Source organism: Microbacterium sp. AISO3 (assembly GCF_002204305.1).
Classification (GTDB): domain Bacteria; phylum Actinomycetota; class Actinomycetes; order Actinomycetales; family Microbacteriaceae; genus Microbacterium; species Microbacterium arborescens.
In genome coordinates, this window is the sequence record NZ_NHRF01000005.1 from 203,954 (window position 1) to 226,008 (window position 22,055).

The window sequence follows — 22,055 nt, forward strand, 5'->3', positions numbered from 1 at the left end:
CCTCCGACGCCATGATGGGTGCACGCCCCGTGCCGCGAGCGCGCCGGGGCGCGACGATACGGAACGAGGAGGCCCGATGCGCACGACCCGGGTCCTGGCAGCCGCATCGGTGGTCGCACTCGCAGCGACGCTCGGCGCCTGCGCCCCCGATGACGGCGTGCCCACGCTCACCTGGTACATCAACCCCGACGACGGCGGGCAAGCGCGGATCGCCGCGGCCTGCACGGATGCCGCGGACGGCGCCTATCGCATCGAGACATCGCTGCTACCGCGTGACGCGGCCTCGCAGCGCGAACAGCTCGCCCGGCGTCTGGCGGCCGGCGACACCTCGCTCGACATCATGAGCCTCGACCCGCCGTTCATCCCCGAGCTCGCCGAGCCCGGCTTCCTCGACGAGGTCCCGGGCGATCTGCAGGACACCGAAGGCATCGTCCAGGGTGCGGTCGACTCGGCAAGCTGGGGTGGCGAGCTGGTGACCGTGCCGTTCTGGGCCAACACGCAGCTGCTCTGGTACCGGCAGTCGGTGGTCGACGCCGCCGGTCTCGACATGTCGCAGCCGGTCACCTGGGACGACATCATCGGCGTCGCCGAAGAGCAGGATCTTCGGCTGGGCGTCCAGGGCGCGCTGGCCGAGTCGCTGACGGTGTGGATCAACGCTCTCGTCGCGTCGGCCGGCGGCGAGATCCTGAAGAACCCCGAGGCGCCCGCCGACGAGCTCGAGCTCGGACTCGACAGCGAGGCGGGCCGGGCCGCCGCGGAGATCATCCACCGCATCGGTGCCGACGGGCTCGGCGGGCCGGGTCTGCCGACCGCCGACGAGAACGCCAACATGAACCTGTTCCAGGGCGAGCAGGGCTCGTTCATGGTCAACTGGCCGTTCGTGTGGCCGGCGATGACCGGTGCCGATCCCGCCATCGCCGATGACCTGGGCTGGGCCGTCTACCCGCGCGTCGACGCCGACGAGCCGGCCGCCCCTCCCGTGGGCGGCATCAACCTCGGCGTCGGTGCGTTCAGCAAGAACCCCGACCTCGCCTGGCAGGCCGTCGAGTGCATCGTCCAGCCTGAGAACCAGTCGGAGTACTTCGTCACCGACGGCAACCCGCCGTCCAACGCCGCCGCCTACGACGACCCTCGCGTGCAGGAGGAGTTCCCGATGGCCGACACCATCCGCGAGTCGCTCGACCTCGGTGTGCCGCGTCCGCAGACGCCGTACTACAACGAGATCTCCATCGGGCTGCAGCGCACGTGGCACCCGCCGGCAGCGGTGGACCCCGACACCACTCCGAGAACGTCGAGCGAGTTCATCCTCGCCGTCCTGCGCGGGGAGCGTCTGCTGTGAGCACGCGGGAGAGTGCGGCGGCGCGGCCCCGGCGCTCCGCTCGGGCGCGTGCGGAGGGGCGACTGGGCTGGATGCTGGCGGGCCCGGCGTTCGTCATCATGCTGCTGGTCACGATGTATCCCATCGGGCAGGCGCTGTTCGACTCGCTGTTCAGCCTGCGGCTCACCGCCCCCGACGAGCGGTCTTTCGTCCTCTTCGAGAACTACCGGGTGGTCCTCAGCGACCCCGCGTTCTGGCGGTCGATGGGGGTCACCCTCTTCATCACGGTCGTGACCGTGCTGTTCGAGCTGATTCTCGGCTTCCTCCTCGCGCTCGTGATGCACCGGGCGATCAAGAAGCTCCGCGGTCTGGCGCGGACCGCGATCCTCGTGCCTTACGGCATCATCACGGTCGTGGCGGCCTTCGCCTGGTTCTACGCGTTCGACATCAACTCGGGCGGGTACGTCAACAACTGGCTGAGCTGGATTCCGGGGTTCGACCCCGAGCTCAACTGGTTCGCCGAGCAGGGCACCTCCCTCGTGGTGATCATCTTCTCCGAGGTGTGGAAGACGACGCCGTTCATCTCGCTGCTGCTGCTGTCGGGCCTCGCCCAGGTGCCCGGCGATCTGGAGGAGGCCGCGAAGGTCGACGGGGCCACCGGATGGGAGGTCATGCGTCGCGTCATCCTGCCGAACATGAAGGCCGCGATCATGGTCGCGGTGCTCTTCCGCACGCTCGAGGCGTTCCGCATCTTCGACAACATCTACATCATGACCGGCGGCGCCAACGACACCGAGGCGCTGTCGCTGCTCGCGTACAACACCTCGATCGGGCGCCTCGAGATCGGGCTCGGCTCGGCGATCTCGGTGCTGCTGTTCCTCAGCGTCCTGATCATCGCCGCGATCTTCATCAAGGGCTTCAAGGTCGACCTGGCGACGGGACGGAACTCCTGATGCGCACGCTCACCTGGCCGCAGCGGATCGGATGGGCCGCGATCATGATCGCGGTGCTCGTGTGGTCGCTCTTCCCCGTCTTCTCGATCCTCATGACGTCGTTCAAGACGCCGTCAGGTCTGTTCTCGGGCACTCTGCTCCCGCAGGAATGGACGCTCGAGAACTACACCGAGATCCTCGCGCCCGGCGGGGGAGCGCAGGACCTCTTCCTGCCCGCCCTGCGCAACTCCGTGGGGATCTCGCTCATCGCGACCTTCGTCGCCGTCGTGCTCGCGACGCTGTGCGCCTACGCGATCGCCCGACTGGAGTTCCGCGGCAAGCGCATCATCCTCGTCACGGCACTCGCGGTCTCGGTGTTCCCGATCGTGTCGATCGTGACGCCGCTGTTCAACCTGTGGCGGGTCATCGGCCTCTACGACACCTGGCTCGGCCTCATCATCCCCTACCTCTCGCTCACGCTGCCGATCGCGATCTGGACCCTCGCGGCCTTCTTCCGTCAGATCCCCTGGGAGCTGGAGCAGGCGGCGCAGGTCGACGGTGCCACGCCGTTCGAGGCCTTCCGCAAGACCGTCGTGCCGCTCGCGGCACCGGGTGTCTTCACGACCGCGATCATCGCGTTCTTCATCGCCTGGAACGACTTCGTCTACGGCATCTCGCTCACCTCGACCAGCGCCGCGCGTCCCGTGCCCGCCGCCCTGTCGTTCTTCACCGGAGCGTCGCAGTTCGAGCAGCCCACCGGCGCGATCTCGGCAGCAGCCATCATCGTGACGATCCCGATCGTTGTGGTCGTCGTCATCTTCCAGCGCCGGATCGTCTCCGGCCTCACGCAGGGCGCGGTCAAGGGATGACCTCCAGCATCTCCGCCGCCGCGTCGACCTCGAAGGGAACGTCATGGCCTCCATCACGCTGAAGAACATCGTGAAGACGTACGACGACGGCTTCACGGCGGTCAAGGGTGTCGACCTCGACATCGCCGACGGCGAGTTCGTCATCCTCGTCGGGCCCTCCGGATGCGGCAAGTCGACGCTCCTGCGGATGATCGTGGGGCTCGAGGACATCACCAGCGGCGAGATGCTCATCGACGGCGAGGTCGTGAACGACAAGGCGCCCAAGGACCGCGATCTCGCGATGGTGTTCCAGAACTACGCGCTGTACCCGCACCTCACGGTCTACGAGAACATCGCCTTTCCGATGCGGTTGAAGTCGAGCAACGTGCCCGACGACGAGATCGACGAGCGGGTCCGGCGCGCGTCGAGCCTGCTCGAGCTCGATGAGCACCTCGACCGCAAGCCCGCCAACCTCTCCGGCGGTCAGCGTCAGCGGGTGGCGATGGGGCGCGCGATCGTCCGCAACGCCCGGGCGTTCCTCTTCGACGAGCCGCTGTCGAACCTCGACGCCAAGCTGCGCGGGCAGATGCGCACCGAGATCGCGCGCCTGCAGCGCTCGCTCGGCACGACGACGGTCTACGTCACCCACGATCAGACGGAGGCCATGACGCTCGGCGACCGGGTGGCGGTTCTGCGCCGCGGGGAGCTGCAGCAGGTGGCCAGCCCGCGCGGCCTGTACGAGCAGCCGGTCAACCTCTTCGTCGCCGGCTTCATCGGGTCGCCGCCGATGAACTTCCTGCACGGCACGGTCGAGGGTGACACCCTCAAGCTGCCGATGTTCGACGTTCCGCTCGATGACCGGCTGCGCCGCGCGATCGGAGAGCGCGAGCTCGTCATCGTCGGCGTGCGTCCCGATGCATTCGAGGATGCCGAGACCTCGGACCGTCCGCTCGAGGGTGGTGTGCGCGCCGAGGTCGACGTCGAGATGACCGAGTGGCTCGGCGAGGTGCTGTACGCCTACATCCCGTTCGACGTCGAGGAATCGGTACGCGAGAAGCTCGCCGAGCTCGACCGCGATCTCGACGGGGAGGGGCTGCGCACCGAGCTCGTCGTGGCGCTCGATTCGCTCAGCAACATCCGCGCGGGCGATCCGGCGACGCTGTGGTTCTCACCCGACTCGCTGCACGTGTTCGACCCCGAGACGGGCGAGAACCTCACGCGCGACGAGCAGCGTGCGGCGAAGCTCGAGGACGACGCCCGCGAGCAGCGCAAGCGCGCGCTCCAGCGCGCCCACGAGCGCGAGGCCCGTCGCACCGGCTCCGGTGCAGGCTCGGGCTCAGGTGCGCAGCAGAGTTCCGCCGCCTGACGCTCGGCATCCGTCGATGTCCACGACCTAGGGTGGGGACATGCGGGCGGATGACGTGACGTGGGGCCCCGACCTGCTGGGCCCCGGCTTCGAGCAGACGACGCTTCCGCTCGGCTCCGATGACGAGGGTGAGGTCGTCGCGACGCTCGTGCGGGCGATGCCGCATCCGGGCCTCCGCCTCTTCGGCGCGTGGCGTGACATCGACGTGCTGTACGTCCACGGCTGGTCGGACTACTTCTTCCAGACCGATCTCGCCCGCTTGTTCACCGACCGCGGCGCGCGGTTCCACGCGCTCGACCTGCGGAAGTACGGGCGCAGCATCCGTCCCGGTCAGGCGCGCGGCTACGTCACCTCGCTCGACGTGTACGACGACGACATCGAGGCCGCGCTCACTGTGATGGACACCGCGCGTCAGGGCCGGCGGCTCGTGCTCCTCGGGCACAGCACCGGCGGACTGACGCTCACCCTGTGGGCAGCGCGTCACCCGGGACGCGCTGCGGCCGTGGCGCTGAACAGCCCCTGGCTCGAGCTGCAGCTCGGCCCCCTCGGGCGGCAGGCGGTCGCGCCGCTCGTCGAGGTCCGGGCCCGTTTCGACCCGCGTGGCGCCCATCCCGTGGTCGATCTCGGGTTCTACACGCGGGCTCAGCGCGAGGTCGGCAGCCTTCCCGACGCTCCCGACGGCTGGCGACCCGAGCAGGGTTTCCCGACGCATCCGGCATGGCTCGCCGCCGTCATCGCGGGGCACGCGCGTGTCGCGGCCGGGGTCGACGTCGGCGCCCCGGCTCTCGTGCTGCTCTCGGCGCGGTCGACCTCGCCGCTGCGGTGGAACGACACGATGACCTCGACCGACTCCGTGCTCGTCGTCGACGACATCGCGCGCGCGGCCACCCGCATCGCCGCCACCGTCACGATCGCCCGCATCGACGGCGCCCTGCACGATGTCTTCCTTTCGGCTGCGCCCGCACGCGCCGAGGCCGCTGACCGACTGGTGTCGTTCGTCAGCGGCCTCGACCGGTGAGTGCTCAGCCCGCGACGATGCTGATGAGCAATCGGATCGAGAGGGCGAGCACCGAGACGAAGCCGACGACACCCAGCACGTTCTGCCACCAGCGGTTTCGAAGTGGGCCCATCAGTGCGCGATTGTTGGCCATCACGATGATGAGAGCGGCCAGGAGGGGAGCGAACAGCACCGTGAGGGCCTGAGCGAGCACGATCAGCTCGATCGGCGACGACCCGGCGAACGCGACGGTGATCGCGATGCCGAAGGCGAGGATGAACGCGCTGCCCAGTCGAGCGGTGATGGTTTCAGCCGATGCCCCGCGTCCGAGGGCGTCGGAGAGCAGGGTGCCGCCGGCGATGCAGTTGGGGATCATCGACGAGAACGCCGAACCGAAGAAGCCGAGCGCGAAGATCCAGGTGCCTACCGGTCCTGCAACCGGCTCGAAGATGCGCGCGAGACCGACGAAGGCTCCGGGAGCCGGGGTGCCCGTGTCGAACAGCACGGACGCGGACACGACGATGACGAGGGCGGTCATGATGCCCGGGGCGACGATGCCGGGAATCGTGTCGACGATCGTGATGTCGCGGTACTCCGATTCGGACCTTGCCCGGGCCTTGGTCCCGTACGACGCGAAGAAAGCGGCGTTGATGGAGAAGTTGGTCCCCACGAGCCCGATGATGAGCAACCAGGCTCCGTCGGGGACGACGGGGATCAGCCCGAGGCCGGCAGCGGCCCAGTCGGGGTTCGACACGAACGCCGACACGATGAAGCAGAACGCCATGATCGCGACGATGACGATCAAGGCCTTTTCGACGATGCCGTAGATGCCCTTCATGAGCAGGATGGTCGCGACGGCGACCGTGCAGATCACCGTCCACATGACGGGCGAGCTGCCCGGGATCAGCATCGCGAGCCCCACTCCCGATCCGACGGCGTTTCCCACCGAGAAGCAGAGGGCGATGAGGAAGACGCCGATGCCGGCTGCGACGCCGGTCCACCGGCCGAGGCTGTCCTTGATGGAGGAGATGAGCGAGACGGGCGTTCGGATGCCGAGCCGCACGCTCATGTCGGTCAAGAAGACCATCAGCAGCGTCGACACGATGATCACCCAGATCAGGGCGTAGCCGTATCCTGCTCCCGCGTTCATCGCGGTGGTGAGGTTTCCCGGACCGAACTGCCAGGCTCCCGCCACGAATGCGGGGCCGATCAGGGCGAGGCGACGCCAGAACGTTCGTCGCACGGGGTTCTTGCCGACGATGCTCCGCACCGTCTCGGTCGAGATCCGGCCGTGGCCGGTCGCGGGAGTGGCGGGGGGACGTGAGGTGATGCGGTCGCTCATGGAGACTCCTTCGGAGGGCGGCGGGATGCCGCGCAGTCGTCATTGACTTCGAGCCGGCGCTGCGACGCGTCGGGGAGCGGAACGGGGTGGAGGAAGGGCGGCCGGATGCGGGGTCCGGCCGCCCGTGGTGGTTTACGCGGGAACGGTGACGCTGCCGAGTTCGGCCGAGGCGAAGGCCGCGGCGATCTCGGCGTCTGCGCCGGCGGGGAGGGGCAGCAGCGGCTCCCGGACCGTCGCGTGGTCCAGGATGCCACGGTTGACCAGGCCCCACTTCAGGGCGACGGTGCCCTCCATGTGCGAGCCGCGGTGGTAGACGGCCTTCGTCACCGGGAGCAGGCGCTCGTGAATGGCGTGAGCAGCGGCGTAGTCGCGCGCCTTGCCCGCGGCGATCAGGTCGACCAGCAGCTCGGGCGCGATGTTCCCGTAGCCGACGAGCAGGCCGTCGACGTTGAACATCGTCGGCAGGAGGTACTCGTCGTGGCACGACAGGATCTGCAGGTCGGGGTACGCCGCGCGCAGTGCCGGGATCTCGGTGTACCACCGACGCATGTTCCGGACGCCGTTCTTGGTGTGGTTCACGCCCTCCTGGCCTGCGATCTCGAGCTGGGTGTCGAGGTCGTACGAGGCCTTGGTGTTGTCGGGGTACTGGAAGAGGATCTCCTCGAGCCCCGACTCCTCCCAGATGGCGCGATACCGCGTCTGCGGCGCACCGGGCTGGAAGCCGAAGCGCAGCCAGCCGTGCGAGGGGTAGACCAGAGCGCCGCGCGCTCCGGCGGCCGCGGCATCCTTCGCCTCGAGCGCGGCGGTGGCGTTGCCCTCCTTCGTGATGCCGGCGATGATCGGCAGCCGGTCTTCCACGGAGTCGCGGAAGGCCCGGATGACGTCGAGCTGCTCCTTCTCGGTGAGGAATGTTCCCTCGCCGGCGTGGCCGAGCACGACCAGGCTCTTCACCCCCTCGATCGAGCCGAGCCACGAGCCGAGCCGCGAGATGGCTGCGTAGTCGACGTCGCCGTCGACGGTGAACGGGGTGACGGGGGCGGGGTTGAGTCCGCGGAGGTCGAGGACCATGTCGTCTCCTTGGGTGAGGTCTCGTCTTCGAGATCGGGAGGTGCCGGTTGGCTGATCCCGAAACCAATAACGTTTGCGGGAACGTTTGCAGTTTGGACCTGCTCGCCATCGATGTCAAGCGGTTCGGGAACGTTCTCGGGAAGGTTCTCGCCGCCGTGCGTGTCACGGGTAGGCTCGGCGAGGGAGGCAGGACATGGCCGAGGGCGACCGGAACATCAGACACGTCGTGACGCTCAAAGACGTGGCGACGGCCTCGGGTGTCAGCATCTCGACCGTGAGCCGCATCCTGGACGATCGCACTCCGCCCTCCCGGTCGGCGACGGCCGAACGCGTTCGCGCAATCGCCGAAGAGCTCGGCTATCGCCGCAACGTGTTCGCCTCGGGGCTCCGACGTGGCGCCACAGGCACCATCGGCGTGCTCGTGCCCAGACTCACCGACGCGGTCATGGCGCTCATGTTCGAGGCGGTCGAGCGGGCCGCGCGGCAGCGGGGCTACTTCGCCGTCGTCGCGACGTGCGGCGACGACGGTGACGAGGAGCGCCGCGCGACCGAGACCCTGCTCGACCGGAACGTCGACGGGCTCGTCCTCGCGACCGCGCGCATCGACGACTCGCTTCCGGCGTCGCTGCGCGAGCGCGGCATCCCTCACGTGCTCGCGCTGCGGACCGACGGGGTCAGCCCCGCCTCGCTCGGCGACGACGAGACCGGCGGCTATCTCGCGATGCGGCACCTGCTCGACCTCGGACATCGCGACATCGCCGTCGTCACGGGCCCCTGGTTCACCTCGAGCGGACGCGACCGGCGCAGCGGCGCGAACCGCGCTCTCGCTGAAGCCGGCGTCGACCTGCCCGAGGAGCGGGTGATGGCGGTCGGCTACGGCCTCGACCACGGGATGGAGGCCGCCGAGACGCTCCTGGGCGGTACCTCTCGTCCCACGGCGATCTTCGCGGCCAATGACAATCTCGCGATCGGAGTGCTCAGCGTCGCGCGATCCCTGGGGCTCGAGACGGGGAAGGACCTCTCGATCGTCGGGTACAACGACATCCCGCTCGTGTCACGCCTGCCCGTGCCGCTGACCTCGGTGCGGACGCCATTCGACCAGATCGCCTCGTCGGCTCTCGACATCCTGCTGGCGACCGATCCCGCGACGCCGCAGATCGTGCGCGCGCTACCGACCCTCATCCCGCGAGCGTCGACGGCCCCGCGCCGCTGAGCTGCGGTGCTGGTGGGGTCTGTCGGCGCCGAGCCTTACCGGTAGTTGACGAACTGCATCCTGCTGGTTGCTGCTGATTGGCGCAAATAGGATCTGCCTCCTGACCTGCACGTTACCGGTTGTGCTTCGTTGTAGTCGCTTGGGCCCGATTGGATCTCTGGCGGACTGTGGGCGGACAGCTTGGCTTACGTGGTGGTTCACGGACACCCTGGACTCATGAGCGACTGGGACGAGATCGAACGTCGAGCATGCGAGGTCGGGCAGCTGATCCCCGAGCAGTACCCGTCGCATCTCGATGTCGGCGAGGAGTGGTTGTGGTGGCACGTTGAGAAGCAGTGCTGGCGTCGAGTAGAGCTTCTCGAAGTCGCCGAAGGCAGGCCCCAACGTGTCAAGGTGCAGCACCTGGATCCGGATATGGGCGCACGAGCGGCTTGGTCGCCTATCAAGCGCTGCCGGGTGCCGTGGAACTCGAGAGACGCCTACATCGACTCGCTCGATCGTCTCTCCCGAGCTGTGGGGCACCCGTTCGATGAGGATGAGCGTGACGCGGCTACGGACATAGTCCTGGAAGGTGTGCCATCTGACGTTGCGTTCATCGGATACAAGCCGGGGGGAACACTCGAGGTCGACGACCCCATCCGGCTTTCTTCGCTCAGTGGCGTCAGCGTGACGGAGCTGTTGGGGCATCCCGATACCTACCGGGACGCAGACGGCTGGTTGATCCCCTGGCCCGTGGCGAAGCGTGTCGCGGTGTCGCTCGCGCAGCGTGATCCTCTCCGCTTCGTACGAGCGGTTGCGAGGGAGGAGCTAGAAACCGGGCCTCGCATTGACGCGAGCATCGAAGAGCTGATCAGGGACGGAAGAGCTGATCTGGCGTGGATCACTGACGAGGAGAAGGAAGAGGTGGCCCGCAAGTCGCTAGCGCGAAGCGAAGGTAAGCGTGCTGTCATCCTCGAATGGGTTGGGGGAGCGCGCCCATCTCTTGGCCAGGAGTATCGACGGCTGAGCGGTCAGTATCGCGAGTTAGCGAGGATGGCCGCGGAGGCTGTTCCCGAGTTGAGGTCGAGGCGCACAAAGAGTGCTGCGACGCTCGCAGATCGCATCGACGCGGCGGTCAGAGTCGCAGGGCGCATGCTGTCCTAGCGGTCTAACGCGTCGGTGCGACCCGATTCTCTGCCTGTCGGCGGGTGACGGCCGCTGCCCTCGGGGGTTGCTCGTACATGTTGATGCGCCGATCGAACCCCGCACTGGCGTCCTGGACAGGCATGTCTGTCTTCGCCTCTTGCCGTAGCGCCGATTGCATGAGTTCGAGAACGGTGCAGTTCAGGAACGCGGCTGCTGCCGTGAGTTCGTCGGTGCGGAAGGGGTAGTCTCCGGCGAGTTTCGATGCCACGTTCTGTCTGCTGCGTTTCAGGACGGTGGCGAGCTCGGTCCGTTTCTTGCCAGACCGTTCGAGCTCCGCACGGATTGCTGCCGCCAGCGAGCGAGTGGACGGGCTACCCGTGGTGGGTGTGGCCTGTAGCTCGAGGCGCGCGAGGGAGTCCCGTATCTGTCGGAGGAGCGTCAGGAGGTCGTCGTCACGTTTTGCCATGCTTCCTGATCGTACAGCGGCGGTAATTACCTTCTGATCGGGATTTTATCCCCCGTGGATGCCCGGCAGGCTGTCGCTCTCGGTGGGACGTTCGATCCACGGGATGTCGAGCTCCCACCCGCACCCGCCGCACCAATAGCTGCCGTCTACTGTGCGCATGACAGTGCTGCAGACCTTACAGCGTGGCTCTGACCCCATGTGTTCCCGCCGCCACGCTGACAGATATTGGCACCTCGCGAAGGTGATGGGGTCGCGAGTAGTGTCTGAACGGTGCGAGCCATGTTCCTGGATGAGTCCGCCCGAGACAACGACTACTACTTCTTCGGTGCCCTGATAGTTGACGACTCAGCTGTCGAGTCGATCGAAAAGGGACTGGACGGAATCGCCAGTCTGCTCGCTGCAAACGTCTCGGGCTTCGATCCGGCGACTGAATTCCATGCTGCGGAGATGTTCCATGGAGAGAAGGACTGGGATTCGGTGCCAGTGGTTTGGAGAGTGAAGGCCAGCGAGCTTGTAGCCAAGGTGATCGCACGAACCAGCGCTGAGTTCGTCTTTCGCGGAATCGATCTCAACGCACTCCGGAGACGCTACAGGCGGCCCTTTCCCCCGCATCTCCTGACGCTCGCGCAAGTGATCGAGGAATTAGATACACGTTGCGACCGGGTTTACGATGAACCGGGGCTAGTGCTCGCAGATGAACACCACTCAGCAGCAAACAGTCGGAGAAATCTTCGCGACTTCAAAATCGCTTCTGTACCCGGCTATACGAGCCGGAAGATCGTCAGGCTCGCCGACACCATCTACTTCGGCCCCTCCCACGCCAGCAGGCTGTTGCAGGCAAGCGACGTTGCGACCTACTTCCTGAACCGGCATCGAACGATCGTCGAGAAAGATCCACGCGCGAAGGCGGCCGTTGATCGAATCGCCTCTAGGATCCGCTCGATCACCGTGAGCGAGTACATCTGGGCGCCGAGCCCATGGCGATAAAACACAACACCCCGCCTGGGGCGGGGTGTTGGCTAGGTGCGGGAGGCCGAAGGCATCCTGCACATCCCATTATACAGCCATCAACACTGCACAGCTATGAGCACACTGATCGTCTCGACCACCCTGGATGCCAACGACGTTGCCGTCATTAGGGTGTTCGACCCACGGGATCCGGACCTCGAACCCACACCCGCCGCACCGGTAGCCGTCGTCGATAGTTCGCAGCACAGTGCGGCAGACTTCGCATCTCGGCTCGGAGCACATGCGGAAGTCGTCATCCTGCTTAGATGTTCTGTCGAATTGCCGCCCCGTGCGCAGACCTCGCCGGCATCGGTTGCCGCTGTCCGTGACGCTCACGCTTACAGCGAAGGGCGTGAACACCGTGGGGTATGGTTGCAGTCTCTCGGCCGGAGGAAGGGGAACCCGGCCATGAGGTCACCGTTAGAACCTGACGTACAGCTCGACGTGCTGCTGTCCGCGATCTGTGCCCGCAACCAGTACACGCGCGATGCTGAGCCAGTGATTGCCGAGCTCGTGCAATCATCCGTCGGCCGGGAGGATGTTCTAGCTCGAGTCGCAGGCACCTGGTCTGGCTTCTTCGAGAGCGCTGAAACCCGCAACCTGGTATCCGCTTTGCGCCGGATCCCGGGAGCAGATCTGTGGGTCGCGGAGGGGCGTCGTCGGCGGGGCATCCTCGCGCACGGCGCACCGATTCGACGGCCGACTTCAACCTTCAACGAAAGCGGGCCTAAGCTCATGACGTGAACCCCGAGGTAGCTGCCCTCATCGATCGCCCGCCTACGGAAGCAGTGGTCGAGGTGTGGTGGCGGGCCGGGGGACTTCCGAGTCCGGACGAGTGGCAGGCACTCGCGTCGGTGCTGACTTTCCTGGTTGCGCTGGTCGCGGCGATCGTAGCGCTGAGTCAACTTAAGCAAGGGCGGCGTCAGCTGCGGCTTTCAGCTGAGGCGAATACCCGCGCTGCGGAAGCCAATGTGCGGGCGGCGGAGGCGGCCGAGTCGGAAGCGCGGCCATATGTGTCGGTCCGATTCGATCTGCGGGTCATTCCGGGTGCGCGGCCGAGGGATCCGCGCCACACGGGGATGCTCTTCGTTGTTGTGGAGTGCACTGGCCGAACGCCCGCGCGGGACATCGCGCTCTCTGTTTCGCCCGCTTTTCGAACCAGCGGAGAGGGGCGACCCGCTACGCCCGAAGAGGATCCAGCCATGACCGCCCTCGCGGAGGTCTTCTCTGGCAGCCCTGTCATCGGGATGCTGCACCCAGGCCAACAGCTTGAGTACATTCTCGATCGGACCGCGGCGGTAGTCGGAAGTGAAGAGCTGCCCCAGCGCTACGACGTGACAGCTACCTACTCCGACGCTTCTGGCAATCGTCACTACACGGAGCCTCACATCCTCGATCTACGTCCATGGCGATTCTCGATCGCGGAACCCGCGGCGGTCGACGTCATCGCTCGCCAGATGCGCCGCGTGAACGAGAACCTCGAGCGCGGTTGACACCGCGGAGGAGGGACCTTCGGGCTTCGGAGGAAGGCGCTCGCGCGACTCGTCCCTGTGCGCCGGTCGTGCTTTATCGTTGAAGCGGAACAAGACAGCTACATCACAATAGTGTCGATACTCTGAGTCGCATGCAGGATGCGAAAGAGGTGCTCGCGCAGCTCCGCGAAGAGATTTGGGGTTTGCGACGCTCTGTCTCGCGGCTCGACGGTGAGATCCCGGAGGCCGACGTTCTACTCCGGGTCATGGACTCTGTCGACGACGTGATCAACGTGATCGCGGCGAGCGACGCCGAGGTCTCCCCGGAAGCGATAGAAAGCTTCGTCGCGACGGTCGACGCTTCGCTCACACGCCCAGCGTTCAACGGCGGGAAGATGTTGGACGCGGCTCGGCAGGGCCAGGTTCTTCGTCAAGGCTTGCGCTCAGCGATTTCCGCTCTTGTCTACAGCCTGGATCTCACGCGTGGTAGGGACCTGGCGAATGACCTCCTTCAGAGGCGCACACGCATCGACGTCGCTGAAGAGGTGGAAGCGCTGATTGATCGTGAGCGCGCTCGTAATGAGGACGTTCACATCGAAACCGCGGGGATACTCAGGGAGGTGCGCGCTCTCAGCGCCGCTACTCAAACCCAAGCCGAGGAGGCGCGAAGCGCTAACACGGAGGCGCAGCGCGCGGCTGGGAAGATCGGAGCCGGGAGTCTGGCAGCCGCTTTCAGCCAGTATGCACAGGAACACCTCCGGACGGCGAACCGCTTCAGAAACGCAACCATCGCGCTTCTCTCCATATCGGCTATCGCCGCACTAGTTCTCGTCCTCGGTGTTGAGCCCGACTGGACTGTTCGGGAGGGGCGAGAACAGTGGGAACAAGCGGCGTATCGCCTGGCTCTGATCGCGGCTCTTGTTGGTCTTGCTGGTTATCTCGGGCGTCAAGCCGGCAATCACCGTCGCCTTGGCGAATGGGGCCACTCGATCTCAATCCAACTCCGAAATTTCGGGTCATTCATTGAAAGACTTGACAACGAGACTCGCCACGAAGCGTACTTGAGCTTCGCGCGCCGGGTTCTGGGCGCATCACCCGACGCGTCACGGGTGGACCCGACGGCAGCCCAACCTCTTGTTGATTTGATCGCCAAGAGATGAGGAGCCGCGTAGGGTCCACCCGTCCAGTTCACGGAGTAGTTGCGTTGGTGATGAGTCCCATGCCGGCCAGCGCGCTAAGCAGACTCTCGAGGGCCATATTTCCATTTCGAGAGCCCGTGATCGTCGGCTTCGCGAGCGGATCGGTTCCGTTGAATCCGACGCCGCTGGTACTGAACTTGAAAGCGTCCACCGGCCCCGATTCCGCTCCGATGGTTGCCGCCGCCGGGTAGGCACGTAGCGAGCCCCAGAAGTAGTTCTGGCCGTAGAGCTCGTGACGGCGGAAGTTCGTTCCGTTCGCCGCGTAGAGCCCAACGCGGGCGTTCTCTACGGTCGTTAGACGTCCGTTGCTGGCGGCGTTCTCAACCTGGATGACCGTGCCGCTGCTGGCCTTGAGCCGCGCGGGCGTGATTCCGACGCGCTCGTTCCCAGCACTGTCCAGCACCTCGAGAATCTGCTGGGAGTTGACGGCTGCGCGGCCCACGATCTGGAAGTTGACTCCCGATCCTGTGCGCACAGCGGCCTTGTCAAGCGTCACGGTGGTCGCGTCGACAACCGAGGCTATGGCGGTGTTGGCGGCGAACACGAAGCCCTCACCACGCGACGTTAGTTGCGAGATAGATCGGCCGACGTCACTAGCCTGGAAGTTCGCCGTCGCCGATGTGAAGGCTGTGGAGCCGGCGACGGCGACGCCGTCCCCGAATCCTTCACCTGTCGATTGTCGAAGACGAGCGGGCTGTGCACCGACGTTGAGGACGACGTCCAGCGCGGCGGCGTCGTGGGACCAGTTCCGGAGCCGAGCCAGGTCCCCGGTCGACGATGGGTTGTTGACCGCTTCGAGGCCGCGTCCGCCGGCTTTCGAAGAGATCAGGTAGCCGTGGCCGTTGCCTTTGTCCAGGCCGACGCCGATCATTGCTGTCGAGCCGGTCGTGTTGGGACCAGCCTGCAGGTGATACAGGTAGCCGAAGCTGTCGTCGTGAACGGCATCGACGAGACCCGCGGATCCGTCGCCGAGCGGCTTGGCGGTGATCTTGCTACCGAGGCTCGATTGAACCCTGGGGAATTCGCGGAACGACTTCTGGCCTGCTACAACCTGCGTTCCGTTCACTGACAGGTAGTGAGCTCCGATCTGAGCAGCGAAGGCTGATGCCGGGTCCGCCGCAACTGTTGCCATAACGGCGTCGTTCGCGCCGGTCGCACCATCGACCGCAGCTGCGGCCTTCTCGATGCGTGCCAGCGTTCCTGGGTCGACGTCCTGCCACTTCAGCAGCGACCACTGATTTCGCCCGTCGCCAATCTTCATCCGGTTGACAGTCGTGTCGAAGCCGGGTTCTCCGGCCGCGAGGATGGCGGACGATTCCGCCCATTGTGCTGTGGTTCCCTGACGGAACCGGAACTGTGCAAGAGCCATCTTGTTTCCTTCTACTAGTGATGATCAGAGGGAGGTACTGCCGCTAGACCAGCGGACGTTGTTTGATGCCGCGTCAGCGTCAACGGCTTTCTGGGCGATCACACGAGCACGAGTCAAAATCGACCCGTCAGCGTCCACCAACGTGATCCGATCAGGGAAACGCACAGGCGTCGGGGCAGACTCAACACCAAGACGACGGCCCGCCTCCTGCCAAATCCCAATGTTCCGGTCACGCTGATCCGGCTCGATTAAGAAGCGCCCGAATGGGCGGTGGCGGGCTCGGTACACCGACGCCCAGGGCAAGGAGCACGCGCGTCACTTCGAGCTCAAGCGTGATGCTGAGCGCTGGATTGACGAGGTGACGGCGGCGGTCGTGACGGGTCAGTATGCCGACCCTCGCGCGGGCAAGGTGACGTGGCGGGCCTGGGTTGAGGCGTGGATGAGCCGCCAGGTTTGGGCCGATGGCACGCACGAGGCGGCGCGGACGTCGGTCATGTCGGTGCCGTGGCTAGATAGCGCGATCGGCACGGTGCGCCCGTCGCATGTGCAGGCGTGGATCTCGGGGGAGAGCAAGCGCGGGCTGGCGGCGTCGACCGTCCGTACGCGGGTCAACTATGTGCAGATGGCATTCCGCGCGGCCACGCTTGATCGGGTCATTCCAACGAACCCTGCTGAGGGGGCGAAGTCGCCCCGCACGCGTCGCTCTGAGGCGGCGATGAAACTGCTGACCGTCGATCAGGTAGCCGCCGCGCTCGATGCGGCTGGCGACTTCAGGCCTTTCGTTGCAGTCTGCGCGTTCGCCGGCTTACGCCTCGGTGAAGCGGCGGGCCTGCGGGTGAAGGACGTGAACTTCCTTCGTCGCACGATCGGCGTCCGCCAGCAGGTGCAGGGTTCTACGCACAAGACGGCGAAGATCGTCGCTCCGAAGGCCGGTTCGGAGCGTGACGTTTTCGCGCCTGACGGGCTTATGAGCGCGCTCTCATCAGTCAACCGCTCGTCGTCGCCGGATGCCCTGCTCCTCCGCACGCCACTGGGGCAGATGTGGCATCGAAACAACGCGGGTGAGGAGTGGCGGCGGATCCGCAAGGCTGCGGGTCTGCCGGAGGATGTGACGTTGCACGCGCTACGGCACACCTACGCCTCGAGCCTCATTGCTGCCGGGTGCGATGTCGTCACGGTGCAGCGGGCGCTAGGCCACTCTCAGCCGTCGATCACCCTGAATGTTTACAGCCACTTGTGGCCGTCAGCGGAGGACAAGACGCGAGCCGCGGCGGCGGACTTCATGGCCTCGGTTCTCGCTCCGGCGGACAATCTACGGACAGCTGACGGAAAAGCCCAGGTCAGAGGATAGTCTTACCGGTAGTTGACGAACTGGAGGTCGACGTCGAGGTCGGCGGCCTTCAGCATCCGCTGCACTTCCTGCAGGTCGTCGCGCGACTTCGACTGCACGCGCAGCTCATCGCCCTGGATCTGCGACTTGACCGACTTCGGGCCCTCGTCGCGGATCATCTTGCTGATCTTCTTGGCATCCTCCGACGAGATGCCCTCCTTCAGCGTCGAGACGATGCGGTACTCGCGGCCGGAAGCGGTGGGCTCGCCCGAGTCGAGGCTCTTGAGCGAGATGCCCCGCTTGATGAGCTTCGTCTGAAAGACGTCGAGCACGGCCTTGGCGCGCTCTTCGGAGTTCGCCTTGATGAGGATCGACTCGCCCGACCACTCGATGGAGGCGTCGGTGCCCTTGAAGTCGTAGCGCTGCTCGACCTCCTTGCGGGCCTGGTTCAGCGCGTTGTCGGCCTCCTGGCGATCGATCTTGCTGACGATGTCGAACGAGGAATCTGCCATGCCGCTCAGCCTACCGAGCCGCCGTGCGCCCTGCCACGACGGCGAGGATCCCTGCCAGGGTGGGGTACATGAGCTTCGTGATCCGGGAGCCCGCCGCCGAGGAGGCAGCGCTGCTCGCCGAACTCCATGTCGCCACCTGGCAAGAGGCGTACACGCACCTCCTGCCGGCTGGGTTCTTCGACGCAGAACACGTCACCTCGCGACATCGGATGTGGAATCAGATCCTCAACGACCCCGCGCCCACCGTCACGGTGCGCGTCGCGGAGCATGGCGGTCAGCTCGCGGGATTCGCTCTCGCGGGCCCGAGCTCTGCCGACGGTGGCGAGAAGCCCGGGCGTCACACCCACCTCTACGCGATCTATGTCTCCGCTGCTCATCACGGCACAGGGGTGGGCCAGGCGCTCCTGGACTCGGCGCTCGGGACAGCACCCGCGACTCTGTGGGTCGCCAAGCAGAATCCACGAGCGATCGCCTTCTACCTTCGGAACGGCTTCGCCTTCGACGGTATGGAGAAGGTCGACCCGATGGCTCCCGCTATCACGGAAGCCCGCATGGTCCGCTGACCTCGGTCGCGCCCGTAGCCTCGCGCCGGGGGACGCTAGGCTCGCGCCATGACGAGTGAGCCCGCCGACCGGCCCCGGCGTCGCGGCCGCGGGTGGGGAATCGCCGCGACGATCCTCGCGGGCATCGGCATCCTTCCGGTCAGTGTCGTGTTCATCCTCGGGTACACCGTGGATCCGCTCTGGGGATGGATGCTGTTCATCGCCCTGCCGATCTCGATCGCGGCAGGCGCCCTCGGCGGCGTGCTCGGCATCATCGGGCTGATCGCGGCGCGCGGTGACGGCGGGGGATACGGGTGGCCCGTGGTCGCGCTGGTCCTCGGCTGGGGGCAGGTGCTGCTGGGGACCGGATTCCTGAACGGCTGGTTCATCTGACGCCGAGGGCGTCTGTCGCGACTAGCAGATCCGGCGCGGAAAAGCAGGTGTACGAGCCACTTCGCGCATGCCAATAGCATCGTCTCGAACCGGCGGTGCTCGCGGCCGGGGCAAGGGGGACGTGTGAACGACGTGCCGGACTCTGTTCCGACCGCGCCGGCCGGCTGGCATCCCGACCCATCGGGACAGCAGCAGCTGAGGTATTGGGACGGCCAGCGATGGACCGATCACGTCTCGCCCTACCCCGTGGCGGAGCAGACGGCGCCGGATGCCGCACCGGCGGCGGCCCCCGCTGCCGCGCCCGCGCCCAAGAACCCCGGGCAGAAGGTGATGACGCGCGCGACCTGGATCCTGCTGGCGGCCACTCTTCTCATCGTCGGCGGCGCAGCCGGGTTCGTCGGCTGGACCGTCGTCTCGGCCAACGCGGCCGCGACCTCGGAGGCGCCGGATGTCGTCGACGGCTTCCTCGCCGCCGCCACAGCCGACGAGCCCGGCTGGACGCAGTACGCCTCGCCCGGCTACATCGCGATCTCGGGGTCGGCGACGCCCCTGTTCGGCGACGCGCGCGCCGCGGAGGTGCTCGACCTCTCCATCGAGTACGACCGGCGCGGCATCCTCTATGGAACCAACGGCACCGCCGGCTACGAGTCGCCCAGCGGCGCGGACACCGCCAAAGCAGTGGTCGACATGACCTACACCTTCACCGTCGACGGCACGCCGCAGACGGCGACCTCGACCCGCGAGATCTGGCTGACCCGGCCCTACTACTACGGTGACGACGTTCCGTCGGCGTTCAAACCGGGAGAGACGCCGACCGCGATCGGGCCTTGGCGGGTGACCGGCGCGGCATCGGCGGCGGCGTACGAGGGAGAGGTCGTCGCGACGACGAGCTTCGAGCCCGCCCGACTCGATCAGGCGTGCTACACCTCCGACGTCGTGCTGTCGCAGATGTCCGAGATCGCGCGCACCGAGGGTGTGCTGGCCGCGGTCTGCCTGAGCGGCGGCACCTCGACCTCCTTCGACGACGGCATCGACATCGACGCCCTCGCCGCCGGGTTCCCCGTCGTCGGCCAGGCTGCGCCGCTGACCGATCTGATGGGGTGGCACAACGATCCCAACACTCCGGCACCCCTCGAGCAGTACCTGATCTCTTCGGGCGGCACCGACTACGTCTTCGTCCTCGCCTCGACGGGCGTCGGCGGCGAGCTGACGACCGACTCCGAACGCCGCATCATCCTCATCTCGAAGGCGGAGACCCGATGACCGACACCACCCCCGCGCCGGCCACCGAGGCGCCGGAGCGGAAGCCGCGCAACCGTGCGGCGCGCACGATGCAGATCGTCATCGCCTCCCTCGGCGTCGGCGCGCTGCTGATGACCGCCGCCGCCGGTGTCGTGCTGTGGCCGCGGACGCCCGAGGCGGGGCCGACGGCCGATGTTCCGGTCGCGTGGGCTCCGTGGGCTGACAACGACCTGGCGACTCCCACCAGCGCCACGTTCGCCGAGATGAACGCCGCGATGCGCGATAAGGATCGAGAGCGGTTCCTCGCTCACGCCACGGGTGACGCGGCGACGCAGCTCGCGCTGTGGTGGGACAACTCCACCAAGATCGGGTGGGATGTCGCGGCGATCGCGCCGTCGGACTTCGACGTCGACGAGACCGGAACCATCGAGGTCATCCTCGGCGCTCAGTATGCATTCGCGGCGCAGCCGCAGCGAGGCGACGGTGACCGTGACGCCGGTCTCGACCTCATTCAGGGCTTCGCCTACACTGTCACCTTCGAGCCCGGTACCGTCCCCAGTCGGTCGTTCGATCGGTACGAAGAGACGGAACCGCCCGAGCCCGCCACGATCACATCCATCGTCCCCGCGCGCGAGCCGAACCCGTGGGACGAGGGTGAGATCCACGTCACCAAGCGCGACCACGTCGTCCTTTTCGGGATGAGCGACGAGGCCGAGCTGGTCGATCAGAACGCGGATGCGGCCGAGCGATCGGCCGTCATCGCGCTCGACACGATCCGCGCCCTCGGCGGCGAGCCGACGCAGGACGGCTTCGTATCGGCGATCACCGACGACGATGAACGCTTCCAGCGCTGGCAGTACGGCAAGGGCACGCCGTGGGACATGGATGTCGCCGGTTACGCCCGTCCGACTCTCCGACCGCAGATCGCGCAGCGCTTCCTCGACCCCGTGATCGCGACGGGATCCGACACCTCCGGAACGCTCATCGTGATGGGCCCGGGCAGCGCGACGGGTCGCGAGCAAGTGTTCGTCCACGAGTTCGCACACGGCCTTCACTACACAGCGGCGCCCGGGTCGTTCATCGCACCGCCCGTGGCGGTCCACGAGGGTTTTGCCCGCTTCGTCGAATGGAAATCGGGTCTCGCCGATCCCGGGTACCTCCGGCCCGAGGTGAAGGCCGCCATCGCCGCGCAGGGAATGGGGGCCTTCACCGACGAGGCGCTGCGCAGCAAGGACGCGAACCTCGCGTACGACGCCGCGGGGTCGTTCTACGCCTACGCCGATGCCTATGACGGGTCGGCCTGGACGATGGCAGTGGATTCGGTCCTCGGCGGCGGATTCTTCGTCGACAGCACCGACTTCACCGAGGCCGACTGGCAGGCATGGGTCGCATCGCAGTGACCGCGGGAGGGCGTCCGCGCACGCGGCCCGCTAATGCCGTGCGCTTCGTAGGCTGGAACGCGTGCAAGCTCTGACCGAAGACCAAGTCCGCGCTTCGTTCGTCAACGCGACGGTCGACGACCGCCGGATCATGGCGATGCCGATCGACTTCATGCTGCTCGACTGGGACCACCTCGACTTCCTCGCGTGGCGGGATCCGAACTCGCGCGAGCGGGGATACGTCATCACGCAGCGCGAGGGCGCCCCGGTCGGAGTCGTCATGCGCGCGGCATCCGGAAGCTCGCGTGCGCGCTCCGCGCTCTGCAACCTCTGCCACACCATGCAGCCCGGCGACCAGGTCACCCTCTTCAGTGCGCGCAAGGCCGGGCCCGCCGGCGATGCCGGTGACACGATCGGCACGTACATCTGCGCCGACCTCGGATGTCACGACAACGTGCGGATCGCCGGACCGCTCGCGCCCAGCGAGATCCGCGCGAGCGTCGATCGCCGGATCGACGGCACGCGCCACCGCACCGAGGCCTTCGTCGAACGGGTCATCGGAGGCGACGACTGACGGCTCTCGCCGTGGTTCGGAGCACGCGGTCACAGGGGGTAATATGGGTTCTCGCGCCTCCGGTCGACTGCACAAGCCGGGCGGGTGCGCACTGGCGAGTTACCCAAGCGGCCAAAGGGATCTGACTGTAAATCAGACTGCATTGCATTCGGGGGTTCGAATCCCTCACTCGCCACATCGAGAAGGGCCCCCGCTGAGCGGGGGCCCTTCTGCTTGGCGATTCGCGTGGTTCGCGCCCGGTCAGCAGGCGGTCGACACGGTGCTCCGGCACAGGCCGATGCTCAGTGTGCTGGCCAGGACCGTGCGGTGCTCGTCCTCGCTCTTCTCGAGCGTCTGCAGCGACAGGATGAAGCCCATTTC

23 protein-coding genes and 1 tRNA gene are annotated in these 22,055 nt (G+C 66.6%); 18 read left to right on the forward strand and 6 right to left on the reverse strand.

Annotation, left to right across the window (positions count from 1 at the left end; genetic code table 11):
* Nucleotides 1-76: 76 nt before the first annotated feature.
* From CBF90_RS09725 to CBF90_RS09745, 5 genes are read left to right on the forward strand one after another with little or no spacing between them, the layout of a single operon-like run.
* A complete protein-coding gene (locus CBF90_RS09725) occupies nucleotides 77-1,339 on the forward strand; it encodes an extracellular solute-binding protein (RefSeq protein ID WP_023952173.1) in 1,263 nt (420 codons plus the stop codon).
* On the forward strand, nucleotides 1,336-2,271 hold the full coding sequence (locus CBF90_RS09730; protein WP_036304657.1) for a carbohydrate ABC transporter permease: 936 nt from the start codon (nucleotides 1,336-1,338) through the stop codon (nucleotides 2,269-2,271). The genes CBF90_RS09725 and CBF90_RS09730 overlap by 4 nt, the downstream gene beginning before the upstream one ends.
* Nucleotides 2,271-3,119 (forward strand): carbohydrate ABC transporter permease, encoded by an 849-nt coding sequence (locus CBF90_RS09735; protein ID WP_023952170.1) that lies wholly within the window; start codon nucleotides 2,271-2,273, stop codon nucleotides 3,117-3,119. Before CBF90_RS09730 ends, CBF90_RS09735 begins: the two co-directional genes overlap by 1 nt.
* A gap of 43 nt (nucleotides 3,120-3,162) precedes the next feature.
* Nucleotides 3,163-4,464 (forward strand): ABC transporter ATP-binding protein, encoded by a 1,302-nt coding sequence (locus tag CBF90_RS09740; RefSeq protein WP_088380471.1) that lies wholly within the window; start codon nucleotides 3,163-3,165, stop codon nucleotides 4,462-4,464.
* A 40-nt stretch (nucleotides 4,465-4,504) separates the two neighbouring features.
* On the forward strand, nucleotides 4,505-5,482 hold the full coding sequence (locus CBF90_RS09745; protein ID WP_088380472.1) for an alpha/beta hydrolase: 978 nt from the start codon (nucleotides 4,505-4,507) through the stop codon (nucleotides 5,480-5,482).
* 4 nt (nucleotides 5,483-5,486) lie between these two features.
* Here the strand turns inward: CBF90_RS09745 and CBF90_RS09750 are convergent, their stop codons facing one another.
* Together CBF90_RS09750 and CBF90_RS09755 are read right to left on the reverse strand one after the other, a co-directional pair.
* On the reverse strand, nucleotides 5,487-6,803 hold the full coding sequence (locus CBF90_RS09750) for an Nramp family divalent metal transporter (protein ID WP_083990600.1): 1,317 nt from the start codon (nucleotides 6,801-6,803) through the stop codon (nucleotides 5,487-5,489).
* A 132-nt stretch (nucleotides 6,804-6,935) separates the two neighbouring features.
* Nucleotides 6,936-7,871 carry a dihydrodipicolinate synthase family protein gene (locus CBF90_RS09755; RefSeq protein WP_088380473.1) on the reverse strand — a complete coding sequence of 312 codons (936 nt, stop codon included), beginning with the start codon at nucleotides 7,869-7,871 and terminating at the stop codon, nucleotides 6,936-6,938.
* 193 nt (nucleotides 7,872-8,064) lie between these two features.
* Here CBF90_RS09755 and CBF90_RS09760 point away from each other — a divergent pair, with 193 nt between their 5' ends.
* On the forward strand, nucleotides 8,065-9,084 hold the full coding sequence (locus CBF90_RS09760) for a LacI family DNA-binding transcriptional regulator (RefSeq protein WP_023952165.1): 1,020 nt from the start codon (nucleotides 8,065-8,067) through the stop codon (nucleotides 9,082-9,084).
* Between the two features lie 216 nt (nucleotides 9,085-9,300).
* The gene (locus CBF90_RS09765) at nucleotides 9,301-10,227 is read left to right on the forward strand and encodes a hypothetical protein (protein WP_088380474.1); all 927 of its coding nucleotides are present in this window, start codon (nucleotides 9,301-9,303) and stop codon (nucleotides 10,225-10,227) included.
* 4 nt (nucleotides 10,228-10,231) lie between these two features.
* Here the strand turns inward: CBF90_RS09765 and CBF90_RS09770 are convergent, their stop codons facing one another.
* Nucleotides 10,232-10,675: a hypothetical protein gene (locus CBF90_RS09770; protein WP_088380475.1), complete on the reverse strand. Its 444-nt coding sequence runs from the start codon at nucleotides 10,673-10,675 to the stop codon at nucleotides 10,232-10,234.
* A gap of 279 nt (nucleotides 10,676-10,954) precedes the next feature.
* Between CBF90_RS09770 and CBF90_RS09775 the strand changes: the two genes are divergently transcribed.
* The 4 genes from CBF90_RS09775 to CBF90_RS09785 all read left to right on the forward strand — a co-directional run bounded on the left by CBF90_RS09775 (nucleotide 10,955) and on the right by CBF90_RS09785 (nucleotide 14,315).
* Nucleotides 10,955-11,662 carry a DUF3800 domain-containing protein gene (locus tag CBF90_RS09775; RefSeq protein ID WP_088380476.1) on the forward strand — a complete coding sequence of 236 codons (708 nt, stop codon included), beginning with the start codon at nucleotides 10,955-10,957 and terminating at the stop codon, nucleotides 11,660-11,662.
* 96 nt (nucleotides 11,663-11,758) lie between these two features.
* Nucleotides 11,759-12,427, forward strand: a complete 669-nt coding sequence (locus tag CBF90_RS18200; RefSeq protein WP_141097144.1) for a hypothetical protein — start codon at nucleotides 11,759-11,761, stop codon at nucleotides 12,425-12,427.
* Nucleotides 12,424-13,176, forward strand: a complete 753-nt coding sequence (locus CBF90_RS18205) for a hypothetical protein (protein WP_141097145.1) — start codon at nucleotides 12,424-12,426, stop codon at nucleotides 13,174-13,176. Before CBF90_RS18200 ends, CBF90_RS18205 begins: the two co-directional genes overlap by 4 nt.
* A 131-nt stretch (nucleotides 13,177-13,307) precedes the next feature.
* On the forward strand, nucleotides 13,308-14,315 hold the full coding sequence (locus tag CBF90_RS09785) for a hypothetical protein (RefSeq protein ID WP_088380478.1): 1,008 nt from the start codon (nucleotides 13,308-13,310) through the stop codon (nucleotides 14,313-14,315).
* A gap of 28 nt (nucleotides 14,316-14,343) precedes the next feature.
* On the opposite strand, the gene CBF90_RS09790 is transcribed toward CBF90_RS09785, so the two are convergent.
* Entirely contained in the window at nucleotides 14,344-15,723 is a 1,380-nt protein-coding gene (locus tag CBF90_RS09790; RefSeq protein ID WP_088380479.1) for a hypothetical protein, read from the reverse strand.
* 439 nt (nucleotides 15,724-16,162) lie between these two features.
* Between CBF90_RS09790 and CBF90_RS09795 the strand changes: the two genes are divergently transcribed.
* Nucleotides 16,163-17,074: a site-specific integrase gene (locus CBF90_RS09795; protein WP_197690574.1), complete on the forward strand. Its 912-nt coding sequence runs from the start codon at nucleotides 16,163-16,165 to the stop codon at nucleotides 17,072-17,074.
* 2 nt (nucleotides 17,075-17,076) lie between these two features.
* Here CBF90_RS09795 and CBF90_RS09800 read toward each other — a convergent pair whose 3' ends face one another.
* Nucleotides 17,077-17,565: a YajQ family cyclic di-GMP-binding protein gene (locus CBF90_RS09800; RefSeq protein ID WP_071918434.1), complete on the reverse strand. Its 489-nt coding sequence runs from the start codon at nucleotides 17,563-17,565 to the stop codon at nucleotides 17,077-17,079.
* A gap of 68 nt (nucleotides 17,566-17,633) precedes the next feature.
* Here CBF90_RS09800 and CBF90_RS09805 point away from each other — a divergent pair, with 68 nt between their 5' ends.
* The 6 genes from CBF90_RS09805 (at nucleotide 17,634) to CBF90_RS09830 (ending at nucleotide 21,870) form a co-directional block, all read left to right on the forward strand.
* A complete protein-coding gene (locus CBF90_RS09805) occupies nucleotides 17,634-18,128 on the forward strand; it encodes a GNAT family N-acetyltransferase (RefSeq protein ID WP_172407814.1) in 495 nt (164 codons plus the stop codon).
* Between the two features lie 48 nt (nucleotides 18,129-18,176).
* Entirely contained in the window at nucleotides 18,177-18,500 is a 324-nt protein-coding gene (locus CBF90_RS09810) for a hypothetical protein (RefSeq protein ID WP_088380482.1), read from the forward strand.
* 123 nt (nucleotides 18,501-18,623) lie between these two features.
* Complete coding sequence (locus tag CBF90_RS18575; protein WP_242435649.1) at nucleotides 18,624-19,763, forward strand: DUF2510 domain-containing protein; 1,140 nt, start codon at nucleotides 18,624-18,626, stop codon at nucleotides 19,761-19,763.
* Nucleotides 19,760-21,142, forward strand: a complete 1,383-nt coding sequence (locus CBF90_RS09820) for a hypothetical protein (RefSeq protein ID WP_064956012.1) — start codon at nucleotides 19,760-19,762, stop codon at nucleotides 21,140-21,142. The genes CBF90_RS18575 and CBF90_RS09820 overlap by 4 nt, the downstream gene beginning before the upstream one ends.
* Before the next feature lie 61 nt (nucleotides 21,143-21,203).
* The gene (locus CBF90_RS09825) at nucleotides 21,204-21,695 is read left to right on the forward strand and encodes an FBP domain-containing protein (protein WP_088380483.1); all 492 of its coding nucleotides are present in this window, start codon (nucleotides 21,204-21,206) and stop codon (nucleotides 21,693-21,695) included.
* Nucleotides 21,696-21,788: 93 nt separating this feature from the next.
* Nucleotides 21,789-21,870: transfer RNA gene (locus CBF90_RS09830), tRNA-Tyr, on the forward strand.
* Nucleotides 21,871-21,935: 65 nt separating this feature from the next.
* Here the strand turns inward: CBF90_RS09830 and CBF90_RS18215 are convergent.
* Nucleotides 21,936-22,052 (reverse strand): SapB/AmfS family lanthipeptide, encoded by a 117-nt coding sequence (locus CBF90_RS18215; protein ID WP_114597945.1) that lies wholly within the window; start codon nucleotides 22,050-22,052, stop codon nucleotides 21,936-21,938.
* Between the last annotated feature and the right edge of the window lie 3 nt (nucleotides 22,053-22,055).

What these genes read in the sequence shown, in the direction of transcription:
- CBF90_RS09725 (WP_023952173.1), top strand. Translation starts at nt 77, where the DNA reads ATGCGCACGACCCGGGTCCTGGCAGCCGCATCGGTGGTCGCACTCGCA.
- CBF90_RS09735 (WP_023952170.1), top strand. Translation starts at nt 2,271, where the DNA reads ATGCGCACGCTCACCTGGCCGCAGCGGATCGGATGGGCCGCGATCATG.
- CBF90_RS09740 (WP_088380471.1), top strand. Translation starts at nt 3,163, where the DNA reads ATGGCCTCCATCACGCTGAAGAACATCGTGAAGACGTACGACGACGGC.
- CBF90_RS09745 (WP_088380472.1), top strand. Translation starts at nt 4,505, where the DNA reads ATGCGGGCGGATGACGTGACGTGGGGCCCCGACCTGCTGGGCCCCGGC.
- CBF90_RS09750 (WP_083990600.1), bottom strand. Translation starts at nt 6,803, where the DNA reads ATGAGCGACCGCATCACCTCACGTCCCCCCGCCACTCCCGCGACCGGC.
- CBF90_RS09755 (WP_088380473.1), bottom strand. Translation starts at nt 7,871, where the DNA reads ATGGTCCTCGACCTCCGCGGACTCAACCCCGCCCCCGTCACCCCGTTC.
- CBF90_RS09760 (WP_023952165.1), top strand. Translation starts at nt 8,065, where the DNA reads ATGGCCGAGGGCGACCGGAACATCAGACACGTCGTGACGCTCAAAGAC.
- CBF90_RS09765 (WP_088380474.1), top strand. Translation starts at nt 9,301, where the DNA reads ATGAGCGACTGGGACGAGATCGAACGTCGAGCATGCGAGGTCGGGCAG.
- CBF90_RS09770 (WP_088380475.1), bottom strand. Translation starts at nt 10,675, where the DNA reads ATGGCAAAACGTGACGACGACCTCCTGACGCTCCTCCGACAGATACGG.
- CBF90_RS09775 (WP_088380476.1), top strand. Translation starts at nt 10,955, where the DNA reads ATGTTCCTGGATGAGTCCGCCCGAGACAACGACTACTACTTCTTCGGT.
- CBF90_RS18200 (WP_141097144.1), top strand. Translation starts at nt 11,759, where the DNA reads ATGAGCACACTGATCGTCTCGACCACCCTGGATGCCAACGACGTTGCC.
- CBF90_RS09785 (WP_088380478.1), top strand. Translation starts at nt 13,308, where the DNA reads ATGCAGGATGCGAAAGAGGTGCTCGCGCAGCTCCGCGAAGAGATTTGG.
- CBF90_RS09790 (WP_088380479.1), bottom strand. Translation starts at nt 15,723, where the DNA reads ATGGCTCTTGCACAGTTCCGGTTCCGTCAGGGAACCACAGCACAATGG.
- CBF90_RS09795 (WP_197690574.1), top strand. Translation starts at nt 16,163, where the DNA reads ATGAGCCGCCAGGTTTGGGCCGATGGCACGCACGAGGCGGCGCGGACG.
- CBF90_RS09800 (WP_071918434.1), bottom strand. Translation starts at nt 17,565, where the DNA reads ATGGCAGATTCCTCGTTCGACATCGTCAGCAAGATCGATCGCCAGGAG.
- CBF90_RS09805 (WP_172407814.1), top strand. Translation starts at nt 17,634, where the DNA reads ATGAGCTTCGTGATCCGGGAGCCCGCCGCCGAGGAGGCAGCGCTGCTC.
- CBF90_RS09810 (WP_088380482.1), top strand. Translation starts at nt 18,177, where the DNA reads ATGACGAGTGAGCCCGCCGACCGGCCCCGGCGTCGCGGCCGCGGGTGG.
- CBF90_RS09820 (WP_064956012.1), top strand. Translation starts at nt 19,760, where the DNA reads ATGACCGACACCACCCCCGCGCCGGCCACCGAGGCGCCGGAGCGGAAG.
- CBF90_RS18215 (WP_114597945.1), bottom strand. Translation starts at nt 22,052, where the DNA reads ATGGGCTTCATCCTGTCGCTGCAGACGCTCGAGAAGAGCGAGGACGAG.